This window comes from Gemmatimonadaceae bacterium (assembly GCA_035606695.1).
Lineage (GTDB): Bacteria > Gemmatimonadota > Gemmatimonadetes > Gemmatimonadales > Gemmatimonadaceae > JAQBQB01.
This window is the reverse complement of the sequence record DATNEW010000031.1, coordinates 60,030-75,260: the sequence shown is the minus strand read 5'-3', so window position 1 is coordinate 75,260 and position 15,231 is coordinate 60,030. Positions and strand designations below refer to the sequence as shown.

The window sequence follows — 15,231 nt, the reverse complement described above, 5'->3', positions numbered from 1 at the left end:
CCTTGCCCAGGCGCGGGGCTCGGCTTTGGTTCCTTCGCATGCCCGCGCCCGCGTTCATTCGCAACCACAAACTGGCCACCGCGATCACACTCGTGATCGCGGTCCCGGTCATCGCGATCCTCCTCTGGGTCACGATCGCGCTGAGCTACTCCTATTCGTCCGGCGATCGCGCGGGGTATCTCCAGAAGCTTTCGCGCAAAGGATGGCTCTGTAAGACCTGGGAGGGCGAGCTGCTGCTCACCGCCATGCCCGGCGCCATGCCTGAAAAGTTCGTGTTCAGCGTGCGCTCGGACTCGGTCGCCGCGGCGGTGAACACGCTCCAGGGCGAGCATGTCGTGCTTCACTACGAGCAGCACAAAGGCGTACCGACGTCGTGCTTTGGCGAAACGGAATATTTCGTCACGAGCGTGCGCGCGGTGCCGTCAGGAACCACCACTCCGTGAGAGGACTCTCGATGTTACGTGTGAGAATGCGTGCGTGTGGACTGGTGATCGCGTGTCTCGTCCCGACGCTCGCGCTGCGCGCGCAGTCCCCCATCGCCGGCGCCCATGGCCAGACCATCGGCGGCATCTCGTGCGATGCGCAGGAGGGCCAGCGCATTCACATCCATCAGCATTTGCTCATTCTCGACCGCGGCAAGGAAGTGCACATTCCGCCGAATGTCGGCCAGCCCGAAGGGCAGCGCTGCATCTACTGGCTGCACACGCACACACCCGACGGCATCATTCACATCGAGGCGCCGAAGGACCGCAGCTTCACGCTCAACGACTTCTTCAAGGTGTGGGGACAGCCGCTGAGCCGCACCACGGCCGCCACGGCGCACGCGGGCAAGGGCCAGCGGCTGCGAGTGTGGGTCAACGGCAAGCCCTACGCGGGCGATCCCAAGGCGATCAAGCTCAATGCACACACCGACATCGTCATCGAGGCCGGGCCGCCGTTCCCCAAGCCGCCGCGCTTCACGGCATGGGGCAGCTTGTAACAACACTTTAAAGAGGAAATGCGCATGCGTCTGCGTTATATCGCCTGTGCGGCGCTCACGCTCGCACCGGCCACCGCGCGCGGCCAACGCTCCGACCGCGAGGCCGTGCTCGCCACGGTGCAGATGGTGTTCGACGCCATGCGTACGCGCGACACGTCGCTCCTCAGCCAGGCGTTTGATTCAGCGGGTCGGCTGTCCGGGGTGCGGAACGTGGGAGGCACCGTGGCGGTCGCGCTCCTGCCGCCCGCGCGCTTCGGCGCCTCGATCGTCGGCGCCAAGGCGGGTGATGTGTGGAACGAGCGCATCTACGAGCCCGAGGTGCGCATCGACGGCAACGTGGCGCAGGTGTGGGCGTATTACACGTTCCATCTCAACAACACCTTCAGCCACTGCGGCGTCGACGCGTTCATGCTGCTCAAGGTCGGCGTCACGTGGAAGATCACGCAGCTCGCCGACTCGCGCCGCACCGACGGCTGCACGCACACCAACGGCAGCTGACGTCCCGCGGTGCGTCAAATCGCCCGTTCATTGAACGGGCGCGCCGGCTCACGGCTCGCGGAGCGCCAGGATCGGGTCCGTCCGCGCCGCGTGTACCGCCGGGCCAACGATCGCGAGAATTCCGACCGCGGCCAGCAACGCCGCGACGACTCCGAAAATCCGCACGTCCGTCGCCGACGTCCGAAAGAGCAACGGCTGCACCCGCTGGCTCGATAGATACGCGAACGCCAACCCGGCCAGCACGCCGCTGATGCATGGAACGATGCTGCCGCGAACGATGACTCGCGTGACGTCCAATCCCCGAGCGCCGAGCGCCATGCGCAGCGCAAGCTCGGGCCGGCGCTGTGCCGTTGCGTATGACATCACGCTGTACAGCCCGACGGCCGCGACGAGCGCCGCGAGCGCGCCGAACAGCGTGAACAGGATCGCCCCCAATCGCCACGACCGTACTTCAGGCTCCAAAATCGTTCGATACGGCCGAACGTCCACGTACGGCAGATTCGGCGCGAGCGCGAGGATGGCCGCGCGAACCGAATGCAGAATCGCATCCGGCCGCTGCCGCGCGCGCACGAGCAGCACGCGCCCGGGCTGATTGTCGAAGCGCGGGCCAAGCGGCACATAGTACTGAAGCGACGACTCCTCGAGCAATTGAGATTGGTGAACATCGCCGACGATGCCGACGATCGTGATGCACGGCGTGGTGTCGCTGCCGAACCGAATGCACTTGCCGATGGCGTCCTCGCCGGGCCAGACATGTGCCGCCATTCGCTCGTTCACCAGCGCAATCTGACGATTCTCCGCGACGTCCACCGCGTCGATGCCTCGGCCGCGGATGACGCGAATGCCCATCGTGTTCAGATAGTCCGCGTCCACGGCGTTGAGGTACGGCGCGTCGTCGCCGGCCGGCAGCGAATAGGGCGGCGCGATTCGCGGCGGAATCTGGGACGTCAGCACGAAAGGCGCGGCGATCGCCCTTGCGACGTCCTCCACGCCGGGAACCGCGTGCACGGCGTCGCGCGCGCGCAGGAAGAACTGGCTGGCGTCAGCTCCCGCATACCCGGCGTCGCGCAGACGCGCGGTCACCACGATCGTGCGATTCGCGTCGAATCCGGCGTCGATCTGTTGCGCCTGACGAAGGCTGCGGATGAAGAGCCCAGCACCCACCAGCATGAACGTGCACAGCGCAGCCTGCGCCGCGACGAGCCAGATGCGGAGACGCGTGTTGTCGCCGCCGGGCGTCGACGCGCCCGAGCGCAGCGCGCCGAGCACGCGCGGTGACCGGCTCTGCAGCACCGGCGTAATGGAAATCGCCGATCCGACCGCGACGAGCAGCAGCGCGGCGGTCGACGCGAACCGGGCGTCGAAGGGCATCCAGTTCCAGTCGACGTCCGGCAGAAGTAGGCGCCCGATCGTTGCCGCGCTCAACCGTCCCGCAACGACTCCGATGCCGCCACCAATGAGCGCGAGCAACAACCCGTCGATCCACAGCATCATCGCCAACCGTGCAGCTGTCACGCCCATCGCCAAACGAATCGCGATTTCACGCCGTCGCTGCAGTGTGCGGACGAGCAGAAGATTGGCGACGTTCGCGCACGCGATGAGCAGCACGATGCCCGACATGACCGCCAACCACACGACGACTCCGGTCTCTTTCGGACGCGTCGGACCAATCGCGCGAACGATCGGGCCGAACGAAGCGACTGGAGGTCGTGCGACCGGACGCGAGTCGTTGGCCGATTTGCCCGCCACCGCTTTGACCGCGGCGACCGTTCGCGTCGCGAATGCCTCGGCGTCCGACGCGGGAAGGCGGGGCGACAGGCGTACTATTATCTGTAGCCAGTCGACGCCCGAGTTCCGATACCATCCGGGCCCGAGCACGCCGGCGCCGCCAACGCTCAGCGGGATCCATGCGTCGATGGGACGCAAATCAGGACCGGTGAATCCAGCGGGCGCGACGCCGACGATCTCGTAATCACGGCCGCCGATGGTCGCACGTTTGCCGATGACGCCGGGATCGCCGCCGAAGTCCTGCTGCCACGTCGTAAACGAAATCACGGCAACCGCGGCGCCTGTCGGCGGTGCATCTTCGCGTTCGTCGAAATAGCGTCCGCGCGCGGCGGGCGCGCCCAGCATCGGAAATAGCGAGGCGGTCACGCTGGAAACGACGGCGGCGCGTGCCGCGGTCCCGCGGCCGATAGCCGTCCGGCTGATGTAGTACGCCGCGAGTGCGGGAAATGGCGTGTTCTCGGCATGCAGCGCGGTGTACACCGGATACGACGCCGCGGGCGTGGTCAACGGCCCCGTGGGCGAGTTCACCGTGAAATACAGTCGGCGGAGTGTCGCGGGATCGCGAACGTGCGCCGGAGGCCGCAGCATCAGACGGTCGGCGATACTGAACATCGCCACGTTGACGCCCACGCCCAGGGCGAGCGTGAGCACGACACCGGACACGAACGTGGGTGCGGAGCGGTAGCCGCGCATCGCGTGCCGAACGTCGAGGGCGACGGATCGAATCATCTCGCGAACGGACATATCGCTCGACCTCGCGGTCACGAGAGACCGCTCATGCGACAAATTCCGCGTCTGCTTCGCGCGCCTCCATCGCCGGACGGCCGCCGCATCGAATATGCCGGTTCGCCGCAACGGGGCGCAAGAGCGCTACGAAAATGCATCATTTTACTCCACTAATAACATGAAAATTTTCTCATAAATAAATTGGTACTTTACTTTCCGTGAACCAGTGTAAATACTGTGAACGTTCGACAGCTGCGCGATGGGGCGCCCGAGTCAATCGTCGTTAGCGCCCGCGAGGACGCGTCGTGCCCATCAGCCGCAGCAACGCGCCACCGTTCGACACCGCCGCCGCATCCGGGCCGGTGTGCGTCACCGATCCCACCTCGGCGCGACGAGCGTCGATGTGCCGGAGCCTCAGCGCGGCCTCGGTCGTCGTCTGGGCCGCGCCAAGCATCGCCGAGGTGCTCGCCAGCGAGCGCTTGCCGTCGACGCGCGTGGTCGTCATCGGCGCGCCGGTCGACGGCGCCATGGCCCACGCCGTGCGCGACCTGCGGCGACGCGCGCCCGCGACAAGCATCCTCGCCGTCGTCGACGAGCTGCCGAACGGCTCGCCTCGCGAAAGCGCGAACCCGTTGGCCGAGATCGCCGACGACGTGGTGCGCGCGGCGTGCGTGTCCGAAGAGCTCGTCATGCGCGTGCGAACGCTGCTGCGTCGCACCGGCTTGCGCGAGCAGTTTCGTCCGTTGGTGCTGGCGCCACAGTGGCTGCTCGATGTTCCGGGCATGCGCATTCTCTTTCAGAACCAGAGTATTCCCCTCACGCCGCGCGAGTTCAGCATCGTCGCGCTTCTCGCGCGCGCGCGCGGCGCGGTGGTGTCACGCCGGGATCTCCTGGCGACGATGAGCGGACCGGCCGATCAAACACCCTTGTCGGAAAACGCGCTGGAAGCGCGAATCGCGCAGCTCCGAAAGAAGCTCGCGCGCATCGGCCTCGACCATCATCTCCAGACCGTACGCAACGCGGGCTATCGCCTGTCGTTGCCGTCGCTCGCGAGTCTCGCGCGCTATGGCGACGAAGGCTCGGTCGACGCCGGGCAGTGAGCGCGCGCGGGCTCGCGTGCGCGGGTCCGCGTTGCCCTCAGTCAGCGCGACGCCACCGCACGCGGCTCCGGTGCCGTCAACGCGTGGCCGGCGAGCACGAGCTTCGTCAAGCTGTCGAGCACGGCATAGCTCGGTGCACCGGGAAATTTGAGACCTTGAACAATGACGGTCGGCGTGCCGGTCATGCCTAACGCGTGGCCGGTCGCGACGTCGCGCTCGACGCGCGCCTGCGCCGCGCTCGTGGCATCACCGCGGCAGGCTTCGAATGCCGTCGTGTCGGCGACTCCCGCGCGGCGCGCGACGGTCGACCAGGACCATTTGCCGATCGAATCCTGATTTCCGAATACGGCATCGTGAAACGGCTCGAAGCGGCCCTGTTCGGCCGCGCATTCCGACGCGACGGCGGCGGCGTAGGCAAAAGGATGTAGCCCCGTCAACGGGTAATGTCGAAACACGACCTTGATTTGGGCGCCATAGTGGCGGCGCAGCCGCGCAATCGACGCCGCGGCCTGCGAGCAGAAGGGGCACTGAAAGTCGGAGAGCTCGAGAATCGTTACGGGCGCCGTGGCAGGACCCATGACGTTGCCGACCTCGGCGAGCTGACGCCAATTGGCGACGAGCGTCGGCGGTGTCGCCGGCGGTACCGCACTGCGGCGCCGATACGATTGCAGCGCGAGTCCGCCGCCGAGCACGAGGCACGCGACGAGCGCTACCATGATTGCGCGATCGAGCTGCCGTTGCATCCACTCCCGTGACATGTCGCCTCCAATCACCCGCGCGGGCGATGGTGTGTCGAAGGTTTCGTGTGCGCGCCGCGTGCCGCGCGCCCGATGCGCTCCCATGCGTCGCGATGCATCGCGCCGACGGCTCGTATCGTAAGCACGCGCGCGACCGACGACCAGAGCATGCGCATATTTAAATTCGCAATCTGATATTCTCGTCAGGTCCGCGCGATCGGTGACTGGCCGAAGCGGCGTTGCTGACAACCCCGTCAGCTCGCCGCTTGTTGCAGCACATCCCCTTTCTAGGTTCGCTTGGGCGACTCACTCGGGGATGACGCGAGATGCACACGATGATTCTCATCGCTGGTCGATGTTGTCGTGGTTGTCGTGGTTGTCGTGCGGGACGGACGGCGGCGGCGCTCCTCAGCGCACTCGCCGCCGCCGCGATCGCCGGCTGTACGCGCGAGCAACCGCCGAACTGGGCGACGACCATCGGCTGGACGATCGATAACGTGAGTGACGGCCCGCAGATCATTGCCGTTCAAGCGGGCTCGCTGGCCGATCGGCTGGGCCTACACGCCCACGACAGGATCATCGGCCTGAATCGCACGCGAGTAAACACGAGCGCCGCCGTCGACTCGGCGCTGCGGTCGGCGTTTCCGCGCAACGTGACAATGCAGATCAGCCGCGACTCGATCGTCACCGAGCTGCTTCTGCCGTTGCGCCAGGAAATCCGCGATACGGTCACACGCCCACCGGAAGGGCGGCGCCATTGCGCCGCGTTTCGACTCAACGCCTCGGGGCGCACCCTGGGCGAGACGGGATGCGCCGTCGCCACCAGAGCCTACTGCAACGGCTGCCGCCGTACGTGACGGCAGCGTCATCCTACCGCCAGGCCACAGTTCGGCCATTTCACTTTGGAGGAGTTATGGATCGTCGTCGCTCAATTCGACTCTTGGTCGCCGCGGTTGCGGTGAACGTCATGTTGGGTCTCGCCCACTTCGCGAGCCCGGCGATGGCCGGTGAGATTTCTCTCAATCGCGCGTGCGCGTGCGCATGCACGGACGGCACGAACAACTGTTGTTGCAGCGTGGACGCGTCGCAGTGTAACGGCTGCGTCATCAAGTAACACATCGAAGGCACATCACGGGCTCACTCGAGCTCACACGTGAGGGACGACCCATGCACGGCCGCCCGGCCTGGCGGTTCGAGGTCGGAGCATCGGTCGTCCCTCGCTCATTCACAGAGGCTACGAGATCATGCCCAACAGGATTCGCGACAGACTGGGATTGCGCGCAGCCACCGTGTTACTTGCCGCGCTGGCGCTGACGCAACTCGGCATGCTGTATCGGCGCAACCCGAAGCCGCCGTCCGTCGTCACGCCGGGCGCGCACTACGGCCGCATCGCGGTCGTCGACAAGGGAATCCCCGTCTCGCTCGACTTCGCGCGCGTGCCCGCGTGCACCTTCGTCGTGTTCATGATGCCGACGTGTCCAACCTGCGAACACGAAGCGTCGCGGTGGGCGACTGCATTCGGCGACTCGGGCTCGTGGAACGGCATCGTCGTGTCGTTCGCGGACTGGGCGTCGTCGCGTGAATTCGCGGACTCGCACAAGCTCTCGGCGCCGTTGTTCGCCGTCGAGAACGATCGCATGGACGTCGTGCACGCGCTGCACGTGCCGAGCGTGCCGACGCTCGTCGTCATGGGGACGGGCGGCGTGGTGAAGTCCGTCGCGGCTCCGGGCGCGTCGCTCGACTCGCTGGCACACGCCACGAGCTGTCCGCGTCGTGCACCGGTGGCTCCGCACCCAGGAACGACGGCCGCTTCAGGACCATAGGCCGAACGCACGGCTCATCGTCCGCGCGCTCGATCAGTCAGCGTACGTCGAATCCGATGGGCTTGAGAACGAACGACGCGCGCACGACCGGCATGACCGGCCAGTCTTCGGGCCGTGGAACGTGCGTGACGCCGAGCGTATACCACACGACCACGTCGGCGTTCGTCAACGTGCTGCCGCCGTTCGTCCAGGCCTCGACACCGTCGGGGCCTGGATTGTTGCGAGGGTAGCGGCCCGCGGCATTCAGTTGATCCGGCGCGTACGTCGTGATCCACAGCTGGTGATCGACGAAGGCCCCACGCCGCCGTGCCGGATTGTCCGGGGCGAGATAACTCGGCGCGGTCTCGCCCGGAACCAGCGCGTAGCCGACCGGTTGTCCGAGCGCGTTCAGGCGATTCGGATTGATCACTTTCCACCAGCGACTGGCATTGGCGTCGACATCGCGGCGCGATCGCGGCCCGGTCAGCAACGATTCGGTCGTCGCGAATGCATTCCCGTGCGGGTTCTGCGCGCCGCGGGGCACGGGCTCGGTGTTCACCTCGACGACGTCGTTCTGCTCGCCGTCGACGTCAAAGTCCAGCCGGAAGTTAAAAAAATGCTGATGATGCACCGCCGCGAGCCCCGGCGCCACGAGATGCCCGAAGCGATGCGCCGGCGATTGCTCCCACGCATGCTCGTCGGTGGCGGACGTCGCCTGCGCGAACATCACGCCGGTCAACTCCACCTCCACGCGGAGGCTGCCGTCCTGGTTGAAGATCCAGTCCAAACCGTAGTCGTAGTTGCCGACCGTGAATACCGATCGAACGACGAGCTCGCGCGCCCGCGATGCAAACTGGCCGTGCCGCCGCAGCAAGCCGCCGTCGCGCTCGTAGATCGCCACGGCATTCGGCGTGACGATGGCCTCACCCTCGTCGGTCGCGAGCGTCGCCGGAAACAGGCTCGCGTTCGCCGGCACGTCGATTCCGCGAGCCAGCGAATGGATCGTATTGCCGAGCATGTACTCGCCCAGATCGAATGCGGCTCGCCAATACCAGGCGCTGTCGGGCGAGCCGTACGGCACGAGCATCTCGGATAGCGAGGCCCGGCTGAGTATTCGCCGGTTCGCGCCCGCGACGTCGCGCGACACTTCGTACAACACAAGGCCATCTCGCGGGTGAGGCGCGAAACGAAAATGCCAACCCGCCCAACCGACGGCGTGGCCGTCGATCCTGAAACTCGGCCCATCGGGCTGCCGCACCTCGAGCGTTCGAAGTCCGGTCGCCTTCGCTGCGTCCATCGTGGAATCGAACGCGGCCGCCGACACCGGAGCACTGCCGATGTCGATGACACGTTCCACGCGCCGCGTCGTGACATTGACGACGGCCACCAGGCCTTCGACCGGATGGAGGTACGCAATACCCGACCGTTCCAGAAAGGCCAACACTCGGACTCGACGCGCATTATCCGGCGACGCATCGCCGGCCACGATCACGGAGAGATGAACCGAGTCCGGTTCCGTGATCCCACGGCGCTCCAAGGCGCGTCGCCACCGGTCATCGGAAAGCAGCGCGGCACGCACGCTGTCGTACTCCGCTCCAACGAGCGGCGCCGCGCCTGACGTGACCGGCTGCCAGCGCGTGAGCGTCGCGCGCGCGACGTCGGCCGTTGCATCGTAGGTCTGGCCGTTCGCGAGATCGACGACCGCAAGGCGCGCCGCGCGCGTCATGGTCGCGCCCGGCCGAAAACGCCGAACGCTATCCTTCGGCGGCTCGTCGAGAACGATTTCCGCGAACCGATACGTTCCGCGCGGCAACTTTCCAGAACGCTCAACGGCGCGGGCCGCAGCCGCGATTTCCGGCCCGCTTAGCGGGTCCAGCGGGTAAGTCGCCACAGAGTCCGCGGGCATGCCGGCGCCGGCTCGTGCGCCATGCCGCGCCTCGGAGCGGCGACACGCGCCAAGAATCCAGAGCACGGTCAATGCGGCGACCTGGGACAACCGGCCGCGTCGCCCGTTCGTCGTTCGCGCCGCCCACGACCACCTCCCGGAGCCGCGACTCCGGAGAGGACGGGGAAAGCGATTCATAATAGTCTAATTACAATCCGCGTTGCCCGCCCGCAAGTCCTTCGCAAATGCTTGGGTTGTTGTCACGCACGCTAACTTTGCACGCATGCATATCGCGGAAGCCATTCGCGCTCGACGCTCGATCAAGCGCTTCACCAATCGCGAGCTGACGCGCGAGGACATCGCGTCGCTGCTCGACGCGGCGTCGCTCGCGCCCAATCACCGCCTCACACAGCCATGGCGCTTCTACGTCCTCGGCCCCGACGCCCGCCAGGCCTACGGCGACGCACTCGGCGCGCGCAAGGCGAAGAAGATCGAGGATGCCGCGCTCGCGCAGAAGACGCGCGAAACGACGGCGGCCGATCATCGCACGCTGCCGGCGATGATCGCCGTCGCGGTCGCGCGCAACGAAAATCCCGAGATCGCCGAAGAGGACTATGCCGCCGCGATGATGGCGATTCAGAACCTGGCGCTCGCGGCGGTGGAGCGCGGGTTGGGAACGCACATCAAGACGGGCGCCATCATGGACGATCCTGCCGCCCGCGCCGCCGTCGGTGTGCGCGGGAACGAGCGCATCGTGGCGATCGTCAACGTGGGCGAGCCCGCCGAGACACCGCCCGAAAAACCCCGTCAGCCGGCCTCGGCGTTCACGACCTGGGTTCCGTAGCCGCCGCTCTCAACGGCACGCGGCACGCCCCATGCGCCCTTCCGCGGTATTCCTCAGCGGAGAACACCAATGGACCATACACACGAATACGACTGTGTCGTCTGCGGCGCGCATTTCGATTCGCAGGAAGATCTGGCGCGCCACGACGAAAAAAATCATCGCCCGAAGCTCGAGGCGAGTCCGAGCGCGCCGGCGGAGCCGATGGGGACCGAGCGGGCGCGCCACCCGGATGAAGAGGAGAGGTCGTAGCCTCTCGCGCGGATCGTCGTAGACCCTTGCGTGGACGGCGGAAGGCGGAAGAAAGAAGAAGGGGAGCCTTGCGAGGCTCCCCTTCTTCTTTCTTCACCACGTCTCTCTACGTCCGAGCGCCCATCGCCCAGCGCTACGCGTTCACCCACGGATCATTCGCCATCCAGTTGGTGTTCGGCGCGAACAAGAACACCATCGCCCCATCGGCCAGCTTGGGCAGCAGACGCTGCGCGCGCGCCGGTTCCATCGCCGGACAACCTTCGCTGCGGCCGGCCTTGCTGGCCGTCACATACGGCGCACCGTGCGCCACGACACCGCGAGCAAAGGCAAGATCGTTGAAGCCTTTCGAGACACCCATCAGTCGCAGACCGATCGAGCTGTAGGTGCTGCCGCCCGTGTGACCGGTGAACGGATAGAGCGCCTTCGTCACGTACAAGCCGAGCGACGTCTCGGCGCTGCCTGACCCGTTGCCGAACCGCGTCGGCACGCCGTACCGCGACGTCGACGAGCCGCGGCCGTGCGCGACCGTGAACGGGCCGTCGACGATCTTGAGAGAATCCATATCGAAGACGTAGCCGCGCGCTTCGGTGCTGGCGAGACCGTAGTCGACGAAGTAGAGGTAGGGCTTCTTGATCTCGTCCGGGTGTTCGGTGCGGTAGGCGAAGTAGGCCTTGAACGCATCCTGGAGCGCCGACGGACTGCTGAGCTTGGGCACGAGCGGCGACAGCAGGTTCAGCGCGGTCTCCGTCTCCATCGCGAGCGAGCTCGCCGGCGAAGCGGGCGCGGCCGAGGTCGTCGCGGGCTTACCCGTAACGATGGCCGTCGCGGCCGTGAGCACCGGGCCCGAGTGGTCGGCACCAGGGATGAGCTTGGCGCCGCCGAAGAGCACGGCGGTGCTACCGATGAGCAGATTCGAAAACAGTTTGCGTCGTGCCATTTGGGCCTCCTGGCGCAGGCGCAGCGATGAGAGCGCGCGATGTCTTACGAGGGTATACTGGCTCCCCCGTCGAATGATCCATTCGTTGTCTTGGATCAGTGAATCTAATCGATCGAAGACACGAGGTAAACCCTTATATGACAATATTTTACGGCTGGTCTCGCTTCTTTGTTCTGCGAAATAATGGCGTCATAGTGCTGCCATACTGCAAAGCCCTGTTTCGCCGCCACTGAAGACGCCGGAAACGCCCGTCTCCCAGTTCTAGACGAGCCATCCCGGAATTAGGAACCGAGCGCGACTATTGACTTTTTTTGGCGAGGTGAACGCCCGAACGCCGCTCAGTGCGGCAGCGCGTCCAGCCAGCGAACCACGGCGGCCTCGAGCGCAATGCGCCGATCCGACCACGAATGGTCGGTCGCGACATGCAGCGTCGTCACCCGTTTATTGCCCGCGGCGCGCACCGCCGCGACGAGCGAGTCGTTCGCCGGGGCCAGTCCATCATCCGACGTCAGGACCAGCAGCGGCACATGCGCCAGGCCATTCGCCGCTCGCGCGAATCGCCACGAGGCCCCGTTCGCGCGCATCTCATCGGCCATCTGCGTTGGCGTCGTGCCGGCCAGCGTCTCCATGTCCCCTTCCATGTGCTTGATCACGGAGTCGCGAGGCTGCTGATCGGCCCGGCCCATGTCGGCGGCGGAAATGAGTATCGCGCCTTTCAAGCCGCGGTCGTGCGCCGCGGTGTGCACGGTGACCATCCCACCCATGCTGTGGCCCGCGATCACCAGCCGCCTCGTATCGATGCCGAGCTTTCGCGCGTTCGCCGGATCGCGAACGAAGGCGAGCACCGCGTTCATGTCCTCGAACGTCTGCGCGAACCGAAACGAGCCGGGACTTCCCCACGAGCCGCGATAGTTGAACGTGATCGCGTTCCATCCGGCACGCCGCACCGCCTGCGCGAGGTCGAGATTTTTCTCGTTGCCCGGCAGTCCGTGCGCGAGGACGAGCGTGGGATGCGCGCCGGCGCCCGCCGCGAGATACGCGACGCCGTTGATCTCCACACCGCCCGACGGAACGTGCAACACCTCCATGCGCGCGGGATGCTGCTTGTCGTGCACGGGATCGGTGGAGATCGCGCGCGGAATCTCCTGCGCGCCGAGCGTGGCGGCGGACAACAGCAGCACGAACACACTGCGCATGGGCGTCACGGATGTTCCGGAGGTTGATGGTTCATCATGCCGTGCATCTGCATGCCGTCGAGCCGATAAGTTAGCCGGTAGTCCGTTTTGTAATCGGCGCTCTCGCGATCGATGCCGGGCCACGCCGTGCCGCGCGACGGAACGAACACGCCGCCGAGTGCGCCCATGCCGTCGTCGACGATCGTGGCGCCCGTTGGATTGTCGTACACCGCGGTCAACCGATACACGTGATCGGGATAGATCTTGAGTCCCAGGTGCGACAGGAAGCTCGCGATCGGAATCGCGGAGATGTCGCCCGTCGAATCCGTCTCGGGCTTCACTTGCCACATCAGATCGCCCGTCGTGCGATCCTCGAGCTTGAGCAGCGTGCCGTATTTGTGCAGGTGGCCGCTCACGCCAAGAATGCGTCCCTCGACGGACGGCTTTCCTTCCCAGTAGTGCTCGGAGTGGCCCGCCGGCACGTCGAACGAGTGCGATCCCGCGGGCGGCATCACGTCGAGATAGAACGGATAGATGCCGACGGCCTTGACGAAGCTGTGCGCACTCTTGAAGCGGAAGCGAATGCGCAGCGTCGCGACGTACGATTCCGGCGTGGGATTGTGAAACATCGCCGAGACCAGCAGCGAATCGCTCGGACGCACGCGATAGCCGATCACACTCGGCATCGCCACCGGCGACGTCTCGGCGCTCGCCGCCGCGATGCGGAGCATGATGTCGCTGAACAACTCGCGTTTCGCGGGCACGATCACGTTTACATGATGCAACACGACGCGGGGGATCGCCTTGCCGCTCGTGTCGACGAGCTCCACCGAGTATCCCATGATCCAGCCGTCGGCGCCGAATGCGACGGTGAGCGGCGGTGGTTGATCGACGCCGTCGTGGCCCGCATGCGCCGGCAGCACGATCGGACCGAGGGTGAGTACGACGTCGTCGGATGTTCGCTCGACGCGGAGTGTCGGTGCCTGCGCTCCGACTGTCGCGCCGGCTGCCAATCCAATCAGCAACAGAAACAGCGTTCGAACCGTTCGATGCACTTACGCTTTCCTCGCACGAATTTGTAGGAAGTCGGCGACGACGCGCGCCCGCTCCAGCCGCGGCTGCGTGCGAACAGCGTCGTCGCTCGGATAGGGCTCGCCCACGCGCTCGATCGTGAACCCCGTATCGAGCACGAGATTGATCCACTGACTCAAAGTGCGCGCAAAGCGTGGAATACGGAATGGCCGCATGCCGGCGCGCACTTCGCGTGGTGCGGCGCTGAACAGAAACTCGGCGACATCGCCGTCGACGTTCTGAAAATAGTTGCTTACCTGCGCCGCGATCTTGTGGTGATCCGCATCGGTGACGGCTCGCGTGAACACGGTATTGAAGCACGGGTGCGTGATCGAGAACTGCAGGAAGCCGCCCGGCTTCAGCACGCGATACGCCTCGCGCATCGCGCGATCGTTCTCGGGAATGTCCATCAGCGACATGAACGCCGTCGCGGCGTCGAACGTCTCGTCGTCGAACGGGAGCTCGACGGCGCTCGCGACTTGATAGTCGATGCCGAGCGGTGCGCGGCGCTCCTCGGCGATGGCGTAGGCGATGAATCGCGCCGCGGACGTCGGGCAGCATGTCGAAGAAGGCGGGCGTGTTGACGAGGTCGCGATAGATGTCGTAGCCGGCGCACGCCAGCGAGGTCCAGCTGTCGGCGTTCTCATCCCAGTAGCGTCCGACGTCGCGGTGATCCATGCGGGTTCCAGGCTGTCGTGGTGTCGTTGAGTATGGAGCATATCGGCGAAGCGAACGCTGCGGTTTCGGCCGAGTTAACAACCGCGCGTTGGTCGCGTCGAATCTCCATGAGGTGGCGGCGATAGTCCGCGACGTAGCGAGGTAGCGACGTCACGGCGCCGCTGCACGACAATTTGGTTGGAGCATTCATGCGAACGATTGCATTAGTGGCGGCGTTTGCCGCTCTCACCGGCGCGACTGCGCTGCAGGCGCAGGGCGGCGGTGAACCGCCGGCGGGGCGCGGTCGTGGTCCGGGTGGTCGTGGCGGTCAAGGAATGATGATGGACGGTGCGTTGCTGCAGAACATCACGCTGAGCGACGCGCAGAAGGCGAAGCTCGAAGACATGCGCAAGGCACAGCGCGAGGAGATGCAGGCGCAGCGTGGTCAGGGCAACTCGACGTTCGAGCAGATGCGTGACGCGCGCGAGAAGGGTGACACGGCGACGCTGCGGCAGTTGATGGAGAAGCAGCGTACCGAGATGGAGGCGCGGCGCGACCAGCAGATCGCGGCGCTTCGCGGGATTCTGACGAGCGATCAGTACGCGCAGTTCGATGCGAACGTCGCCGAACTCAAGAAACGTGAAGCAGAGCGCGGTCCGGGCATGCGTGGTCGTGGTCCGAGGCCGCCTGGTGTGATTTAGTTCTCGGCGTTCTCTCGCCGAAACGCTCAGGGCCGGGGATGTCTTCCGGCGAGCGAGTGCAATAGTGCCGATACTGCCGGGC

At 65.8% G+C, this 15,231-nt stretch carries 17 protein-coding genes; 10 read left to right on the top strand and 7 right to left on the bottom strand.

Going from position 1 to position 15,231, the window contains the following annotated elements; translation table 11 throughout:
- The first annotated feature begins 38 nt into the window (after positions 1-38).
- The 3 genes from VN706_16490 to VN706_16480 are packed head-to-tail and all read left to right on the top strand — an operon-like array spanning position 39 to position 1,477.
- Positions 39-443 carry a hypothetical protein gene (locus VN706_16490; protein ID HXT17238.1) on the top strand — a complete coding sequence of 135 codons (405 nt, stop codon included), beginning with the start codon at positions 39-41 and terminating at the stop codon, positions 441-443.
- A gap of 11 nt (positions 444-454) precedes the next feature.
- Positions 455-979, top strand: a complete 525-nt coding sequence (locus VN706_16485; protein ID HXT17237.1) for a hypothetical protein — start codon at positions 455-457, stop codon at positions 977-979.
- A 24-nt stretch (positions 980-1,003) separates the two neighbouring features.
- Entirely contained in the window at positions 1,004-1,477 is a 474-nt protein-coding gene (locus tag VN706_16480) for a hypothetical protein (GenBank protein ID HXT17236.1), read from the top strand.
- Positions 1,478-1,525: 48 nt separating this feature from the next.
- Here VN706_16480 and VN706_16475 read toward each other — a convergent pair whose 3' ends face one another.
- Positions 1,526-4,009, bottom strand: a complete 2,484-nt coding sequence (locus tag VN706_16475) for an ADOP family duplicated permease (GenBank protein HXT17235.1) — start codon at positions 4,007-4,009, stop codon at positions 1,526-1,528.
- Positions 4,010-4,296: 287 nt separating this feature from the next.
- Between VN706_16475 and VN706_16470 the strand changes: the two genes are divergently transcribed.
- Positions 4,297-5,091 carry a winged helix-turn-helix domain-containing protein gene (locus tag VN706_16470; GenBank protein HXT17234.1) on the top strand — a complete coding sequence of 265 codons (795 nt, stop codon included), beginning with the start codon at positions 4,297-4,299 and terminating at the stop codon, positions 5,089-5,091.
- A 41-nt stretch (positions 5,092-5,132) separates the two neighbouring features.
- Here the strand turns inward: VN706_16470 and VN706_16465 are convergent, their stop codons facing one another.
- On the bottom strand, positions 5,133-5,849 hold the full coding sequence (locus VN706_16465) for a DsbA family protein (protein HXT17233.1): 717 nt from the start codon (positions 5,847-5,849) through the stop codon (positions 5,133-5,135).
- A 314-nt stretch (positions 5,850-6,163) separates the two neighbouring features.
- Here VN706_16465 and VN706_16460 point away from each other — a divergent pair, with 314 nt between their 5' ends.
- The 3 genes from VN706_16460 (at position 6,164) to VN706_16450 (ending at position 7,651) form a co-directional block, all read left to right on the top strand.
- Positions 6,164-6,685: a PDZ domain-containing protein gene (locus tag VN706_16460; GenBank protein HXT17232.1), complete on the top strand. Its 522-nt coding sequence runs from the start codon at positions 6,164-6,166 to the stop codon at positions 6,683-6,685.
- Positions 6,686-6,741: 56 nt separating this feature from the next.
- Positions 6,742-6,942 carry a hypothetical protein gene (locus tag VN706_16455; GenBank protein HXT17231.1) on the top strand — a complete coding sequence of 67 codons (201 nt, stop codon included), beginning with the start codon at positions 6,742-6,744 and terminating at the stop codon, positions 6,940-6,942.
- A gap of 130 nt (positions 6,943-7,072) precedes the next feature.
- Entirely contained in the window at positions 7,073-7,651 is a 579-nt protein-coding gene (locus VN706_16450) for a hypothetical protein (GenBank protein HXT17230.1), read from the top strand.
- 37 nt (positions 7,652-7,688) lie between these two features.
- Here VN706_16450 and VN706_16445 read toward each other — a convergent pair whose 3' ends face one another.
- Positions 7,689-9,536, bottom strand: a complete 1,848-nt coding sequence (locus VN706_16445) for a hypothetical protein (GenBank protein ID HXT17229.1) — start codon at positions 9,534-9,536, stop codon at positions 7,689-7,691.
- Between the two features lie 262 nt (positions 9,537-9,798).
- Between VN706_16445 and VN706_16440 the strand changes: the two genes are divergently transcribed.
- Both VN706_16440 and VN706_16435 read left to right on the top strand, forming a co-directional pair.
- Positions 9,799-10,359, top strand: coding sequence for a nitroreductase (locus tag VN706_16440; protein ID HXT17228.1), 561 nt, complete (start codon positions 9,799-9,801; stop codon positions 10,357-10,359).
- Positions 10,360-10,428: 69 nt separating this feature from the next.
- Positions 10,429-10,608: a hypothetical protein gene (locus VN706_16435; protein ID HXT17227.1), complete on the top strand. Its 180-nt coding sequence runs from the start codon at positions 10,429-10,431 to the stop codon at positions 10,606-10,608.
- 133 nt (positions 10,609-10,741) lie between these two features.
- Here VN706_16435 and VN706_16430 read toward each other — a convergent pair whose 3' ends face one another.
- The 4 genes from VN706_16430 to VN706_16415 form a co-directional block, all read right to left on the bottom strand.
- Entirely contained in the window at positions 10,742-11,545 is an 804-nt protein-coding gene (locus VN706_16430) for a murein L,D-transpeptidase catalytic domain family protein (GenBank protein ID HXT17226.1), read from the bottom strand.
- Between the two features lie 338 nt (positions 11,546-11,883).
- Positions 11,884-12,741 (bottom strand): alpha/beta fold hydrolase, encoded by an 858-nt coding sequence (locus VN706_16425; GenBank protein HXT17225.1) that lies wholly within the window; start codon positions 12,739-12,741, stop codon positions 11,884-11,886.
- 5 nt (positions 12,742-12,746) lie between these two features.
- Positions 12,747-13,775, bottom strand: coding sequence for a hypothetical protein (locus tag VN706_16420; protein HXT17224.1), 1,029 nt, complete (start codon positions 13,773-13,775; stop codon positions 12,747-12,749).
- Positions 13,776-14,438, bottom strand: coding sequence for a class I SAM-dependent methyltransferase (locus VN706_16415; protein HXT17223.1), 663 nt, complete (start codon positions 14,436-14,438; stop codon positions 13,776-13,778).
- A gap of 219 nt (positions 14,439-14,657) precedes the next feature.
- Here VN706_16415 and VN706_16410 point away from each other — a divergent pair, with 219 nt between their 5' ends.
- On the top strand, positions 14,658-15,149 hold the full coding sequence (locus tag VN706_16410) for a DUF4890 domain-containing protein (protein ID HXT17222.1): 492 nt from the start codon (positions 14,658-14,660) through the stop codon (positions 15,147-15,149).
- Positions 15,150-15,231: the final 82 nt, after the last annotated feature.

What these genes read in the sequence shown, in the direction of transcription:
- VN706_16490 (HXT17238.1), top strand. Translation starts at nt 39, where the DNA reads ATGCCCGCGCCCGCGTTCATTCGCAACCACAAACTGGCCACCGCGATC.
- VN706_16485 (HXT17237.1), top strand. Translation starts at nt 455, where the DNA reads ATGTTACGTGTGAGAATGCGTGCGTGTGGACTGGTGATCGCGTGTCTC.
- VN706_16480 (HXT17236.1), top strand. Translation starts at nt 1,004, where the DNA reads ATGCGTCTGCGTTATATCGCCTGTGCGGCGCTCACGCTCGCACCGGCC.
- VN706_16475 (HXT17235.1), bottom strand. Translation starts at nt 4,009, where the DNA reads ATGTCCGTTCGCGAGATGATTCGATCCGTCGCCCTCGACGTTCGGCAC.
- VN706_16465 (HXT17233.1), bottom strand. Translation starts at nt 5,849, where the DNA reads ATGTCACGGGAGTGGATGCAACGGCAGCTCGATCGCGCAATCATGGTA.
- VN706_16460 (HXT17232.1), top strand. Translation starts at nt 6,164, where the DNA reads ATGATTCTCATCGCTGGTCGATGTTGTCGTGGTTGTCGTGGTTGTCGT.
- VN706_16455 (HXT17231.1), top strand. Translation starts at nt 6,742, where the DNA reads ATGGATCGTCGTCGCTCAATTCGACTCTTGGTCGCCGCGGTTGCGGTG.
- VN706_16450 (HXT17230.1), top strand. Translation starts at nt 7,073, where the DNA reads ATGCCCAACAGGATTCGCGACAGACTGGGATTGCGCGCAGCCACCGTG.
- VN706_16445 (HXT17229.1), bottom strand. Translation starts at nt 9,536, where the DNA reads ATGCCCGCGGACTCTGTGGCGACTTACCCGCTGGACCCGCTAAGCGGG.
- VN706_16440 (HXT17228.1), top strand. Translation starts at nt 9,799, where the DNA reads ATGCATATCGCGGAAGCCATTCGCGCTCGACGCTCGATCAAGCGCTTC.
- VN706_16435 (HXT17227.1), top strand. Translation starts at nt 10,429, where the DNA reads ATGGACCATACACACGAATACGACTGTGTCGTCTGCGGCGCGCATTTC.
- VN706_16430 (HXT17226.1), bottom strand. Translation starts at nt 11,545, where the DNA reads ATGGCACGACGCAAACTGTTTTCGAATCTGCTCATCGGTAGCACCGCC.
- VN706_16425 (HXT17225.1), bottom strand. Translation starts at nt 12,741, where the DNA reads ATGCGCAGTGTGTTCGTGCTGCTGTTGTCCGCCGCCACGCTCGGCGCG.
- VN706_16415 (HXT17223.1), bottom strand. Translation starts at nt 14,438, where the DNA reads ATGAGAACGCCGACAGCTGGACCTCGCTGGCGTGCGCCGGCTACGACA.
- VN706_16410 (HXT17222.1), top strand. Translation starts at nt 14,658, where the DNA reads ATGCGAACGATTGCATTAGTGGCGGCGTTTGCCGCTCTCACCGGCGCG.